13 protein-coding genes and 1 pseudogene are annotated in these 12,326 nt (G+C 74.2%); 11 read left to right on the top strand and 3 right to left on the bottom strand.

Annotated features, from left to right (window positions below):
• Positions 1-578, top strand: a 578-nt coding sequence (locus tag GFJ45_RS12660) for a C40 family peptidase (protein ID WP_194288655.1), incomplete at its 5' end; no start/stop codon positions are given.
• A 170-nt stretch (positions 579-748) separates the two neighbouring features.
• Here GFJ45_RS12660 and GFJ45_RS12655 read toward each other — a convergent pair.
• Positions 749-1,267, bottom strand: coding sequence for an inorganic diphosphatase (locus GFJ45_RS12655; protein ID WP_153397765.1), 519 nt, complete (start codon positions 1,265-1,267; stop codon positions 749-751).
• An 83-nt stretch (positions 1,268-1,350) separates the two neighbouring features.
• Here GFJ45_RS12655 and GFJ45_RS12650 point away from each other — a divergent pair, with 83 nt between their 5' ends.
• The 9 genes from GFJ45_RS12650 to GFJ45_RS12610 all read left to right on the top strand — a co-directional run bounded on the left by GFJ45_RS12650 (position 1,351) and on the right by GFJ45_RS12610 (position 10,514).
• Positions 1,351-2,763, top strand: coding sequence for a D-alanyl-D-alanine carboxypeptidase/D-alanyl-D-alanine-endopeptidase (locus tag GFJ45_RS12650; protein ID WP_153397763.1), 1,413 nt, complete (start codon positions 1,351-1,353; stop codon positions 2,761-2,763).
• Positions 2,764-2,772: 9 nt separating this feature from the next.
• Positions 2,773-3,828, top strand: coding sequence for a zinc-dependent metalloprotease (locus tag GFJ45_RS12645; protein ID WP_153397761.1), 1,056 nt, complete (start codon positions 2,773-2,775; stop codon positions 3,826-3,828).
• Between the two features lie 6 nt (positions 3,829-3,834).
• Positions 3,835-4,854, top strand: a complete 1,020-nt coding sequence (gene tilS, locus GFJ45_RS16960; RefSeq protein ID WP_153397759.1) for a tRNA lysidine(34) synthetase TilS — start codon at positions 3,835-3,837, stop codon at positions 4,852-4,854.
• Between the two features lie 50 nt (positions 4,855-4,904).
• Positions 4,905-5,456: a hypoxanthine phosphoribosyltransferase gene (gene hpt / locus GFJ45_RS12635; RefSeq protein WP_153397757.1), complete on the top strand. Its 552-nt coding sequence runs from the start codon at positions 4,905-4,907 to the stop codon at positions 5,454-5,456.
• A 135-nt stretch (positions 5,457-5,591) separates the two neighbouring features.
• On the top strand, positions 5,592-7,604 hold the full coding sequence (gene ftsH, locus GFJ45_RS12630; RefSeq protein ID WP_153397755.1) for an ATP-dependent zinc metalloprotease FtsH: 2,013 nt from the start codon (positions 5,592-5,594) through the stop codon (positions 7,602-7,604).
• Positions 7,605-7,674: 70 nt separating this feature from the next.
• Positions 7,675-8,250 (top strand): GTP cyclohydrolase I FolE, encoded by a 576-nt coding sequence (gene folE / locus GFJ45_RS12625; protein ID WP_153397769.1) that lies wholly within the window; start codon positions 7,675-7,677, stop codon positions 8,248-8,250.
• Positions 8,250-9,104, top strand: a complete 855-nt coding sequence (gene folP / locus GFJ45_RS12620; RefSeq protein ID WP_153397753.1) for a dihydropteroate synthase — start codon at positions 8,250-8,252, stop codon at positions 9,102-9,104. The genes folE and folP overlap by 1 nt, the downstream gene beginning before the upstream one ends.
• Positions 9,094-10,011, top strand: a complete 918-nt coding sequence (gene folK / locus GFJ45_RS12615) for a 2-amino-4-hydroxy-6-hydroxymethyldihydropteridine diphosphokinase (protein ID WP_153397751.1) — start codon at positions 9,094-9,096, stop codon at positions 10,009-10,011. The genes folP and folK overlap by 11 nt, the downstream gene beginning before the upstream one ends.
• A complete protein-coding gene (locus GFJ45_RS12610; protein WP_153397749.1) occupies positions 10,008-10,514 on the top strand; it encodes a DUF3180 domain-containing protein in 507 nt (168 codons plus the stop codon). The genes folK and GFJ45_RS12610 overlap by 4 nt, the downstream gene beginning before the upstream one ends.
• 30 nt (positions 10,515-10,544) lie before the next feature.
• On the opposite strand, the gene GFJ45_RS12605 is transcribed toward GFJ45_RS12610, so the two are convergent.
• Positions 10,545-11,648 (bottom strand): NADH-quinone oxidoreductase subunit D, encoded by a 1,104-nt coding sequence (locus tag GFJ45_RS12605; protein WP_153397767.1) that lies wholly within the window; start codon positions 11,646-11,648, stop codon positions 10,545-10,547.
• A 74-nt stretch (positions 11,649-11,722) separates the two neighbouring features.
• Positions 11,723-12,247 carry an SAM-dependent methyltransferase gene (locus GFJ45_RS12600; RefSeq protein ID WP_194288654.1) on the bottom strand — a complete coding sequence of 175 codons (525 nt, stop codon included), beginning with the start codon at positions 12,245-12,247 and terminating at the stop codon, positions 11,723-11,725.
• Positions 12,248-12,249: 2 nt separating this feature from the next.
• Here GFJ45_RS12600 and GFJ45_RS17095 point away from each other — a divergent pair.
• A pseudogene (locus GFJ45_RS17095) lies at positions 12,250-12,326 on the top strand (carboxyl transferase domain-containing protein); the annotation flags it as partial.

Below are 12,326 nucleotides of genomic sequence, written 5' to 3'. Positions count from 1 at the left end.
CGGAGCCGGCGCCCGAGCCCGAGCCCGAGCCCGAGCCCGAGCCCGAGCCCGAGCCGGCATCGGAGCCCGAGCCGGAGCCCGAGCCCGAGCCGGAGCCCGCACCGGCACCGGCACCGGCACCGGAGCCGGAGCCCGAGCCGGCACCGGCGCCCGAGCCCAGCCCGTCACCGAGCCCGTCACCGGCCCCGCCGTCGGAGGCGCCGGGCGCGCAGCGGGTTCTCGACTGGGCCCACCAGCAGCTGGGCTCCCCGTACGTGTGGGGCAGCTCCGGGCCGAGCACCTTCGACTGCTCCGGCTTCACCAAGGCGGCCTGGAGCCAGGCCGGGGTGCAGCTGACCCACCAGAGCACCTCGCAGTACAACCAGCTGCCCACGGTGCCGCTGTCCCAGATCAAGCCCGGTGACCTGCTCTTCTACAGCCACGACGGCACGACCAGCGGCATCTACCACGTGGCCATCTACAAGGGCGGCGGCGAAGTGATCCACGCCCTCCGCGACTGGGGCAAGTTCAACGGCGTCAAGATCAGCTCGATGTACTACTCGCCCGGCATCCTGCCCACGGCCGGTCGCCCGGGCTGATCAGGCGGGCCCCACGGGCGCGGCGCGCGGTGCTCCCCCGTGAGGGGCGCCGCGCGCCGCGTCGTGTGGCGGCGGGCCCGGCTCACGGTCGCGGCGGCAGCGCCGCCCAGACCTCCCGGTGATGCTCGAGCCCGCGCGCCGTCGGACCACTGGCCCGACCTGCCCTCTCGTCAGCCGTGCTGCGGACCGGCCCAGCGAACGGTGGTGACTCCCTCGCGCTTGGCGCGCTCGACGGACTCCCAGTAGGTCCGCTCGGCCTCCTCCCGGCCGGCCCAGTGGGCGCCCTCGACCGACTTACCCGGCTCGAGGTCCTTGTAGACCTCGAAGAAGTGCTGGATCTCCAGCCGGGTGTGGTCGCTGACGTGCTCCAGCTCGCGGATGTTGCCCTTGCGGGGGTCGTCGGCGGGGACACAGATGATCTTGTCGTCGCCGCCGGCCTCGTCCCTCATGTGGAACATGCCGATCGGCCGGGCGGCGACCAGGCACCCCGGCCAGGTGGGCTCATCGAGCAGCACCAGGGCGTCCAGCGGGTCCCCGTCCTCCCCGAGGGTGTCCTCGATGTACCCGTAGTCCGCGGGGTAGCGCATCGCGGTGAACAGCATCCGGTCCAGCCGGATCCGCCCGGTGGCGTGGTCCACCTCGTACTTGTTGCGGCTGCCCTGGGGGATCTCGATCGTCACATCGAACATGGGGAGGTGCCCTTCGCGCTCGGGAGTGTCTAGGCTCCAGTGCAGTTTCGTACATCGGCTCCAGTCACGGGAAGGCAGGGTGCATGGACCGGGCGCGGCCACTCCTCCGCACCGCCCTGCTCACGCTGGTGCTGCTGCTCGCGCCCGCGTCCGCTCCGGTAGCAGCGGGGGCAGGAACGGGGGACGACCCGGGGAGCCTGGTGGCCCGCCAGGCCGCCGTGCGGCCCCGGGTCACGCCGGTGCCCCCGGCGGTGCTCACCCCGGTCGCCGAGGGGCAGCCGGTCGACCCGGCGGCGGTCCGAAAGCGGCTCAGCGACGAGCTGGACAGCCGGTGGCTGGGGCGCCGCACGTCGCTGGTGGTGCGCGACGCGCTCACCGGGGACATGGTGCTGCAGCAGGCCCCTGACCGCCCGGTGACGCCCGCCTCCCTCACCAAGCTGCTCACCGCGGCCGCCGTCGCCACCTCCTTCCCGCTCCAGGACGGCTTCGCCACCCGCGCGGTCGCGGGGAAGGACAACGAGGTGTTCCTGGTGGCCGGCGGGGACACCCTCCTGGCGCGCGGTGAGGGCGACGCTGCGGCCGTCGCCGGCCGGGCTGGGCTGGCCGACCTGGCCGGCCAGGTCGCCAGCGAGCTGGGCAGGGACTCGGGACCGGTCCGGTTGCGCGTCGACGTCACGTACGCCGGTGGCCCGCCGCGCGCCCGCGGGTGGACCGACTTCTGGCTCGAGAACGGCTACACCGGTCCCATCACCATGCTGGGCCTGGCCGAAGACCGTGCCTTCCCGGGCCAACCCGCACCCGCGAACCCGGCACGGGCGGCGGTGGACGCGTTCGCCGATGCGCTGCAGGAGGCGGGGGTGCGCGTGGCCGACCGCCCCGTGCAGCGCGGCCGGGCGCCCGCGGGTGGCCGCGAGCTCGGCGCGATCGAGTCCGCCCCGGCGCGTGACGTGCTCGCCCTCGCCCTGACCGAGAGCGACAACGCCCTGGTCGAGCAGCTCGCCCGCCAGGCGGCCGTCGCCGCGGGCGCGGGTGCGAAGCCCGCCGAGGTAGCGGCCTGGGTCACGAAGCGGGTCGGTGCGCTGGGCATCGACACGACCGGCGTGTCGCTGCAGGACACCTCCGGCCTGGCCGACGGGACGACGGTCCCGGTGCGGGTCGTCGGGGAGGTCCTCGTCGCCGCTGCCTCCGGCCAGCACCCCGGCCTGCAGGCCGTGACGGGGAGCCTGCCGATCGCCGGCTACACCGGCACCCTCTGGGACCGCTTCCACCTGGACGTCCATGGCCCGGCCGTGGGAGTGGCCCGGGCCAAGACCGGCACGCTGCCCGGTGTCACTGCGCTCGGCGGGCTGGTCACCACGGCCGACGACCGGCTGCTCGCCTTCACCGTGGTGGCCGACCGGATCGGCCGGGACGGGGCCGTGCTGGAGGCCCGCTCCGTGCTCGACCAGATCGTCGCCGAGCTGGCCCGATGCGGCTGTGGGCCCACCGGGACCTAGATTGGGTGCATGACCGGACCCGCCGCTGCCCCCGACCAGCCCGTCGACTGGGCCCTGGCCGCCTCGGCGGGGCGGCGACTGGCCCCGCCGGGGCCGCGCGCCGGGGCCTCGGAGGTGCAGGCCCTCGTGGCCGAGCTGCGCGACGCCGCCGAGCGGGCGGTCGTCCCGGTGGCCGAGACCAGCGGGCTGCACGCCCCGGAGCAGGCACCGCCCGCGCTGGTCGTGGACCGCGCCGGCTGGATCGCCGCCAACGCCGCCTCGATGGAGGCGATGCTGGAGCCGGTGCTGACCCAGCTGACCCAGCGTCGGGCGGGCGAGCGGGCGGTGCCCCGGCTGGGGGGCACGCTGGCCGGCACGGAGGTGGCCGGCCTGCTGTCGTGGGTCAGCACCAAGGTGCTCGGCCAGTACGACCTGGCCCCGCAGGGCGAGCCTCGGCTGCTGCTGGTCGCGCCCAACGTGATGCAGGTGGAGCGCGAGCTGGAGCTCGACGCCTCGGACTTCCGGCTGTGGGTCTGCCTGCACGAGGAGACCCACCGGCTGCAGTTCACCGCGGTGCCCTGGCTCCGGGACCATCTCATCGACCGGGCCCGCCGGCTGGGCACCGACCTGGTCCCCTCCCCGGACCAGCTGGGCCAGCGGCTGCAGCAGGTGGCCAGCCGGCTGCCGGAGGTGCTGCGCGGCGAGACCGACCTCACCCAGGTGCTGGCCACCCCGGAGCAGCGCGAGCAGCTGGCGGAGGTGACTGCCGTGATGGCGCTGCTGGAGGGGCACGCCGACGTGGTCATGGACGAGGTGGGCCCGGAGGTCGTCCCGACGGTGCGTGCCATCCGGCAGCGCTTCGAGCGCCGCCGGCAGGGCACCGGGTCGGTGGACAAGGTGCTGCGCCGGCTGCTCGGCATGGAGACCAAGATGCGCCAGTACCGCGACGGCGCCCGGTTCGTGCGGGCGGTGCGTGACGAGGTGGGCCTGGACGGCTTCAACGCGGTGTGGTCGGCTCCGGAGCGGCTGCCCCGCCCCCACGAGATCGCCGAGCCCCAGGCCTGGGTGCGGCGCGTCCACGGCTGAGGATCCGTGGCGGGCCCGGCCGCTGCCGTCGCGGACACCCGGGTGGCCGTTCGCCGCTCGCTGGTCGCGGCCGGCGTGGCGCAGCAGCCGCCGCCCCGGCTGCTGGTGGCCTGCAGCGGTGGCGCCGACAGCCTTGCCCTGGCCGCGGCGGTGGGGTTCCTGACCCGGCGGGGGGACGTGCGCGGCAGCGCCGTCGTGGTCGACCACGGTCTGCAGGAGCACTCGGCTGACGTGGCGGACCGGGCGGCCGAAGCGTGCGAGCGGTGCGGGCTGGACCCGGTGCTGCGGTCGCGGGTGACCGTGCCCGCCACGGGGGAGGGGCCGGAGGCCGGGGCCCGGCGGGCGCGGTACGAGGCGCTGGAGGCGGCCGCTACCCGGGTCGCGGCGGTGGCGGTGCTCACCGGGCATACCCGCGACGACCAGGCCGAGCAGGTGCTGCTGGGACTGGCCCGTGGGTCGGGGGCCCGCTCACTGGCCGGCATGCCGGCGGCCCGCCCGCTGGGGGCCGCCGGGAACGGCCCGCTGCTGCTGCGGCCGTTCCTCGGGCTGGCGCGCGAGACCACCGAGGCGGCCTGCCAGGAGCAGGAGCTGCGGCCCTGGCAGGACCCCCACAACTCCGACCCGGCGTACGCGCGGGTGCGGGCGCGGCGTGCGCTGACGCTGCTGGAGGAGGAGCTGGGACCGGGGCTGCGGGCGGCGCTGGCCCGGTCAGCGGCGCTGCTGGCCCAGGACGCGGCGACGCTGGAGGAGCTGGCCGGCCGCGCGCTGGCGGACCTGGGCGGTCCGCCCTGGCCGGTGGAGCGGCTGGCCGAGCTGCCGGCCGCGGTGCGGGGCCGGTTCTGGCGGGCCGGCCTCACCGGAGCCGGCGTACCGGCCTCGGCGCTGTCGGCGGTGCACCTGTCGGCCGTGGAGGCCCTGGTCACCGACTGGCACGGGCAGGGTCCGGTCGCGCTGCCGGGCCGGTGGCGGGCCAGCCGGCGGGCGGCCGCGGTGCACCTGGAGGTGGCCCCGGGCACCGCTGGGTAGTTGAATGGGCCGGCACGCGCCAGCAGAGCCGACCAGACGAGGGAGTGAACGTGGACGCCGCGGACATGGGTGACGACCTGGAGAAGGTGCTGCTCTCGGAGGGGGAGATCCAGGGGCGCCTCGCCGAGCTGGCCGAGGAGATCTGGGCCGACTACGGCGACAAGGACCTGTTGCTCGTGGGCGTCCTCAAGGGCGCGATCCTGGTGATGGCCGACCTGATGCGGGCGCTGCCGGGATCGGCCGAGATGGACTGGATGGCGATCTCCTCCTACGGCTCGGGCACCAAGTCCTCCGGCGTGGTGCGGATCCTCAAGGACCTCGACACCGACATCTCCGGCCGGCACGTGCTCATCGTCGAGGACATTATCGACTCCGGGCTGACGCTCAGCTGGATCCGCACCAACCTGCTCTCCCGCGAGCCCGCCTCGGTCGAGATCTGCACCCTGCTGCGCAAGCCCGAGGCCGCCAAGGTCGAGATCCCGGTGCGCTACGTCGGGTTCGACATCCCCAACGACTTCGTCGTCGGCTACGGCCTGGACTACGCCGAGCGCTACCGCAACCTGCGGGTCGTCGGCACCCTGGCCAAGCACGTCTACTCCTGACCGCGGAGCCGCCCCGCCACGCGATCTGGAACACTGGCCCCCTGCCACTCGTTGTGGCAGGCAGCCCTGCCCGTGGCCAGGGACGGTAGTCAAGGTGATCAGGAGGACCGGGGTGTGCCCAAGCCTCGTAGCCAGATGAGCAAGCAGCGCGCGACACGTGGCCCCTGGATGTGGATCCTGTTGATCCTCGGACTCGGGGTGCTCTGGTACTCCCTGAGCATGCCCAGCGGCTTCGACCGTGTCGACACCTCCGAGGCGCTCCAGCTCATCGAGGAGGACAAGGTCGCGGTGGCCGAGCTGACGCCGGACCGCATCGACCTGACCCTCCGGGAGGGCGAGACCTTCAGCAACGACGAGGTCACCGAGACCGACCAGGTGCAGGCCTTCTACGTCGACAGCCGCGGCCCGATGCTGCTGGAGGCGCTGGAGGAGCACCCGCCCTCGGAGGGCTTCGACGACGACCCGGCGCGGCAGAACTGGCTGGTGTCGATGCTGCTCACCGCCGTGCCGCTGCTGCTCATCCTGGGCCTGTTCCTGTGGATCATGATGCGGATGCAGGGCGGTGGCCGGGGCGTGATGGCCTTCGGCAAGTCCAAGGCCAAGATGGCCAACAAGGACATGCCGCAGGTCACCTTCGTCGACGTCGCCGGCGCCGACGAGGCGGTCGAGGAGCTGCAGGAGATCAAGGAGTTCCTCGCCGAGCCGCGCAAGTTCCTCGACGTGGGGGCCAAGATCCCCAAGGGGGTGCTGCTCTACGGCCCGCCCGGCACCGGCAAGACGCTGCTGGCCCGCGCGGTCGCCGGTGAGGCGGGCGTGCCGTTCTACAGCATCTCCGGCTCCGACTTCGTCGAGATGTTCGTCGGTGTCGGCGCCTCCCGGGTGCGTGACCTGTTCGAGCAGGCCAAGGAGAACGCGCCGGCGATCATCTTCATGGACGAGATCGACGCCGTCGGCCGGCACCGCGGTGCCGGCCTGGGCGGCGGCCACGACGAGCGCGAGCAGACCCTCAACCAGCTGCTGGTCGAGATGGACGGCTTCGACGTGAAGTCCAACGTCATCCTCATCGCCGCCACCAACCGGCCCGACATCCTGGACCCGGCGCTGCTGCGGCCCGGGCGGTTCGACCGGCAGATCGCCGTCGAGGCTCCCGACATGCTCGGCCGGCTGCACATCCTGCAGACCCACGCCAAGGGCAAGCCGATGGCCGAGGACATCGACCTGATGGCCGTGGCCCGCCGCACTCCCGGCTTCTCCGGCGCGGACCTGGCCAACGTGCTCAACGAGGCCGCGCTGCTCACCGCCCGCCGCGGCCACCGGCAGATCACCGAGCACGACCTCGACGAGGCGATCGACCGGGTGATGGCCGGCCCACAGAAGCGCACCCGCGTGATGAGCGCCAAGGAGAAGAAGATCACCGCCTACCACGAGGGCGGGCACGCCCTGGTCGCGGCGGCGATGCGCCACACCGACCCGGTGAACAAGGTCACCATCCTGCCGCGCGGCCGCGCCCTGGGCTACACGATGGTGCTGCCCGCCGACGACAAGTACTCCACCACCCGCAACGAGCTGCTGGACCAGCTCGCCTACGCCCTCGGCGGCCGGGTCGCGGAGGAGATGGTGTTCCACGACCCGACGACCGGGGCCGCCAACGACATCGAGAAGGCCACCAGCCTGGCCCGCAAGATGGTCACCCAGATGGGAATGAGCGAACGGGTCGGGGCGGTCAAGCTCGGCTCCGGAGGTGGGGAGGTGTTCCTCGGCCGCGACATGGGTCACGAACGGGACTACTCCGAGGAGCTGGCCGGGATCGTCGACCAGGAGGTGCGCCGCCTCATCGAGGCCGCCCACGACGAGGCCTGGCACGCGCTCAACGACAACCGGGACGTCCTGGACCGGCTGGTGCTCGAGCTGCTGGAGAAGGAGACCCTCAACCACCAGGCGCTGGCAGAGGTCTTCGCCGACATCGTGAAGCGGCCCGAGCGCCCGGTCTGGCTGAGCAGCGACCGTCGCAGCGTCCACGAGCGGGGGCCGGTCCTCACCGACGCCGAGCGCCGCGCCATGACCAACGGGCACAAGGACGAGCGCGAGCACCCGCCGGCGGAGGTCGTCGAGGTGCCCGAGGGGGGCCGTGTCGACCCCCGGGGCTGAGGCGGACGGCTACCGCGTCGGTCCCGGCGGGTACCAGGCGGACAACGGCGACGCCAGCGAGCCCCCCGTCATGGCCGACGTCGACATCCCTCGCATCGAGCGGGCCGTGCGCGAGATCCTGCTGGCCGTCGGGGAGGACCCGGACCGGGACGGGCTGCGCGGCACCCCGAACCGGGTGGCGCGCAGCTACGCCGAGGCCTTCGCCGGCCTCGCGCAGCGGCCGGACCAGGTGCTGAACGCCACCTTCGACGTCGGCCACGACGAGATGGTGCTGGTGCGCGACATCGAGATGTATAGCCTGTGCGAGCACCACCTGGTGCCGTTCCACGGCGTCGCCCACGTGGGGTACATCCCCCGGGACGGCCGGGTGACCGGCCTGTCCAAGCTGGCCCGGCTGGTCGACGTGTTCGCCCGGCGCCCGCAGGTGCAGGAGCGGCTCACCAGCCAGGTCGCCGACGCGCTCGTGGAGCATCTGAGCCCGCAGGGCTGCATCGTCGTCATCGAGGCCGAGCACCTCTGCATGTCGATGCGGGGCGTGCGCCGGCCCGGGTCCCGGACCATCACCTCGGCGGTGCGGGGCAGCCTGCACCACCCGGCCACGCGGGCGGAGGCGATGAGCCTGGTGCTGGCCGACCGGCAGCGCTGATGGCCAGCGACCAGGCCGACGGCTCCGTCGCGGCGGTGGCCGAGGTGCGCGCGCCCCAGGTGATGGGGGTCCTCAACGTCACCCCCGACTCCTTCAGCGACGGCGGCCGGTGGGCCGACCACGACGCCGCGGTGGCCCACGGACTGCGGATGGCCGCCGCGGGCGCCCACCTGCTCGACGTCGGCGGCGAGTCCACCCGCCCTGGCGCGACCCGGCCCAGCTCCGAGGAGGAGCTGCGCCGCGTGCTCCCGGTGGTCCGTGACCTGGTTGCCGAGGGGCTGACCGTCTCGGTCGACACCATGCGTGCCGCGACCGCCGAGGCGGCCCTCGGCGCCGGGGCCACGCTGGTCAACGACGTCTCCGGTGGCCGGGCGGACCCGCGGATGGCGGGGCTGGTGGCCGAGGCAGGCTGCCGGTTCATCGCGATGCACTGGCGGGGGCACTCGGCACACATGGACGAGCTGGCGAACTACGACGACGTCGTCGAGGACGTGGTCGCCGAGCTGACCCAGCAGGTCGACGCGCTGCTGGCGGCCGGGCTGGCGCCCGGTCAGCTGGTGCTGGACCCGGGCTTCGGCTTCAGCAAGACCGCCGAGCACAACTGGCGGCTGCTGGCCCACCTGCCCCGGCTGGTGGCGCTGGGCCACCCCGTGCTGGTCGGGACCTCGCGCAAGCGCTTCCTCGCCGCCTACGACGAGCAGGGCGTGCCAGACGCCCCGGCCGACCGCGACCTGGCCAGCGCGGTCACCAGCGTGCTCGCCGCCGACGCGCGCGCGTGGGCGGTGCGGGTCCACGACGTCGCTGCCACCTGCCGGGCGCTGCAGGTCTGGCAAGAGGTGCAGCGTGCCCGCTGAGCCACTACCCCCCGTCGAGCCGGACCTGATCCAGCTGCGCGGCGTCACCGCGACCGGCCACCACGGCGTGCTCGCGCACGAGCGCCGGGACGGGCAGCCGTTCGTCGTGGACCTGGACCTGGCGGTCGACCTGCGCCGGGCCGCCGCCACCGACGAGCTGGCCGACACCGTCAGCTACGCCGAGGTGGCCGCCGCCGTGGTCCGCGTGGTGGAAGGCCCGCCGCTGGACCTCATCGAGGCCCTGGCCGGCCGGGTCGCCGACACCGTGCTGGCGGCCCACCCACCGGTGCAGGCGGTGACCGTCACCGTGCACAAGCCGCAGGCGCCGGTCGGTGTTGCCTTCGACGACGTGACCGTGCGGCTGCGCCGCGAACGTGACGTCCCCGCGGTGGTGGCGCTCGGGGCGAACCTGGGCCGGCCCGCGGCAGCGGTCCGCCGCGCCGTCCGTGCGCTGGGCCGGGCTCCCGGCGTGCACCGGGTCCGGGTGTCGCCGCTGGTCGACAGCGACCCGGTGGGCGGTCCCGAGCAGCCGGCGTTCGTCAACGCGGTCGCCCTGGTCCGCACCCGGCTCCCGGCCCGCGAGCTGCTGACGGTGCTGCACGCGATCGAGCAGGACGCGGGCCGCACCCGGGAGGTGCGCTGGGGGCCGCGCACGCTGGACCTGGACCTGGTCCAGTACGGCACCCCGGGCGCCGCCGACGAGGTGCGCAGCGACGAGCCCGGGCTGCAGCTGCCACATCCACGGGCCCACGAGCGAGCGTTCGTGCTGCTGCCGTGGCATCGGCTGGACCCGGATGCCCGGCTGCGGCTGAAGGAGACGGTCGCACCCGTCGGTGAGCTGCTGTCCGGGCTGGACACCAGCGGCGTGCGGGAGCGGCCGCGCCGCCGGCAGGGGCAGCGACGGTGAGCCGTCCGGGCGAGGTGCGTCCCGGCGTGGTGGCGCTGCTGGCGTTGGCCTCCGGCGTCGGGTGCTGGATCCTGCTCGACCTCTGGCGGCGCTGGGGCAACGAGCTGCCGCAGCTGCCCTGGGTCGGGGTGATCCCGCTGTCCGTGCTGGTGCTGGCGGTGCTCGTCGGCGGGTGGCAGGTGCGCCGCTACCTGGCCGGGGAGGGCCGCGGCCGCCCCAGCCCGCAGCGGGCACGCGGCACGCTGGTCGCCGCCCAGGCCAGCGCGCTCGGCGGGGGCGCGCTGCTGGGCTGGTACCTCGCCAACGTCCTGGTGCACCTGCCCAACGCCGACGTGCCCTCGGTGCGCGAGGCCCTCTGGCGGGCGCTGGTCAGCGCCGGGGTCGCGCTGGCGCTCGCCCTGGTCGGGCTGCTGGTGCAGCACTGGTGCCGGCTGCCTCCGACCGAGGACGACGAGGACGACGATGACGACGGCGGACGGTCCCGCGACCTGGCGTACGGCTGACTCGCAGCGGGGAGGCGGCCGGCCGCGCCCCTACTTGTCGATGTCGCCGACGACGAAGAACGTCGAGCCCAGGATCGCGACCATGTCGCCCACCAGCTGGCCGGGCAGCAGCCGGGAGAGCACCTGGACGTTGCTGAACGAGGCCGAGCGCAGCTTCAGCCGCCACGGCACCTTGTCGCCCCGGCTGACCAGGTAGTAGCCGTTGAGCCCGAGCGGGTTCTCGGTCGCCAGGTAGTGCTCGCCCTCCGGGACCCGCAGCACCTTCGGCAGCCGGACGTTGATGGGTCCCTCCGGCAGGTCCTCCAGCACGTCGACGCAGCGCTCGGCCAGGTCCAGGCTCACCGTCACCTGCTCGAGCAGCACCTCCAGCCGCGCGTGGCAGTCACCGGCGGTGCGGGTCACCACCCGCCCCGGGCCGCCGGGGCCGAACAGCTCCCCGTAGGCCAGGTAGGGCTCGTCGCGGCGCAGGTCCAGGTCGAGCCCGCTGGCGCGGGCGATGGGGCCGGAGACCCCGAACGAGCGCGCGGTGTCGGCGTCCAGCAACCCCACCCCCACAGTTCTGCCGCGCAGGATCGGGTTGCCGACGAGCAGCGACTCCAGGTCCGGCAGCCGGCGCCGCACGGCGGCGACCGCCTGCCGCACGTGGCCCAGCCACCCCTCGGGCAGCTCGTCGCGCAGCCCCCCGACGCGGGCGAACATGTAGTGGATCCGGCCCCCCGAGACCTCCTCCATGACCGCCTGCAGCTCTTCCCGCTCCCGGAACGAGTAGAAGATCGGCGTGATCGCCCCCAGCTCGAGGGGGTAGGACCCCAGGAACATCAGGTGGTTGAGCACCCGGTTCAGCTCCACGAGGAGGGTCCGCGCCCAGGTGGCCCGTTCCGGCACCTCCATGCCCAGCATCGCCTCGACCGTCAGCGCCACGCCGATCTCGTTGCTGAAGGCCGACAGCCAGTCGTGACGGTTGGCCAGCACCATGATCTGGCGGTAGTCGCGGACCTCGAACAGCTTCTCGGCGCCGCGATGCATGTAGCCCACGACCGGTTCGGCGGCCACGATCCGCTCCCCGTCGGCCGTGATCCGCAGCCGCAGCACGCCGTGGGTCGCCGGGTGCTGGGGCCCCACGTTGAGGACCATCTCGGTGGTGTCCAGCCCCAGCGCGCCGCTCCCGCTGCCGATGCCCACGTCCACGCTGCGCCGCTCCACGCTCCTCACCGTAGCGAAGGCACCACGCCGCCCTGGCCCCGCGCCACCCACCAGAAGCCGCCCGGCCCAGCCGGGTCGGCCAGCGCCCGGTGCGCCGTGACCTGCTGCAGCTGCTGGAGGTAGCGGCCCGGCTCGCGGGCCGCGAGGTCGTGCGGGGGCAGGTCCGGGCGCCCGAGGAGGGCGGCGAGCAGGTCCCGCTGCCGGCACCGGTCGTCAGCGGGCAACGTGTCGACCGCGACGTGGGCAGTGAGGTCGACGGTGCCGTCGGGGACGGGCGCGACGACGGCACCGTGCCGGTTGCCGGTCAGCGTCCCGTGGCGTGGCCGGTCCTGCCGGGTATGGCCGTAGTCGACGGCCACCACCAGGCCGTGCTCGACCCGTCCGGCCAGGTCGGCGAAGGCCCGGTCCCGGGCCAGCCCCACCTCGGCGCGGGTGATCTCCGGGTCGAGGACGTGCCGGTCCAGCCAGCTCAGCTCCGCCCCGGGCGGTGGCGGGCCCCACCGCTCCTGCCCGTCGGCCGCGACCTCCACCAGGCGCCAAGATGGTCTCGGCCGTCTCCGAGGCGACGGTGCCGCAGTTCTGCGTGGTGCTGCGCAAGGCCTACGGAGC

This window comes from Ornithinicoccus halotolerans, from assembly GCF_009602535.1.
In the GTDB taxonomy this organism is placed as follows: Bacteria; Actinomycetota; Actinomycetes; order Actinomycetales; family Dermatophilaceae; genus Ornithinicoccus; species Ornithinicoccus halotolerans.
Note: the sequence above shows the minus strand (reverse complement) of the source record. Positions and strands in the feature narration are given on the sequence as shown.

Coding starts and splice junctions, on each gene's coding strand:
- GFJ45_RS12655 (WP_153397765.1), bottom strand. CDS start 1,267: ATGTTCGATGTGACGATCGAGATCCCCCAGGGCAGCCGCAACAAGTAC.
- GFJ45_RS12650 (WP_153397763.1), top strand. CDS start 1,351: ATGGACCGGGCGCGGCCACTCCTCCGCACCGCCCTGCTCACGCTGGTG.
- GFJ45_RS12645 (WP_153397761.1), top strand. CDS start 2,773: ATGACCGGACCCGCCGCTGCCCCCGACCAGCCCGTCGACTGGGCCCTG.
- ftsH (WP_153397755.1), top strand. CDS start 5,592: ATGAGCAAGCAGCGCGCGACACGTGGCCCCTGGATGTGGATCCTGTTG.
- folE (WP_153397769.1), top strand. CDS start 7,675: ATGGCCGACGTCGACATCCCTCGCATCGAGCGGGCCGTGCGCGAGATC.
- folP (WP_153397753.1), top strand. CDS start 8,250: ATGGCCAGCGACCAGGCCGACGGCTCCGTCGCGGCGGTGGCCGAGGTG.
- GFJ45_RS12605 (WP_153397767.1), bottom strand. CDS start 11,648: ATGGTCCTCAACGTGGGGCCCCAGCACCCGGCGACCCACGGCGTGCTG.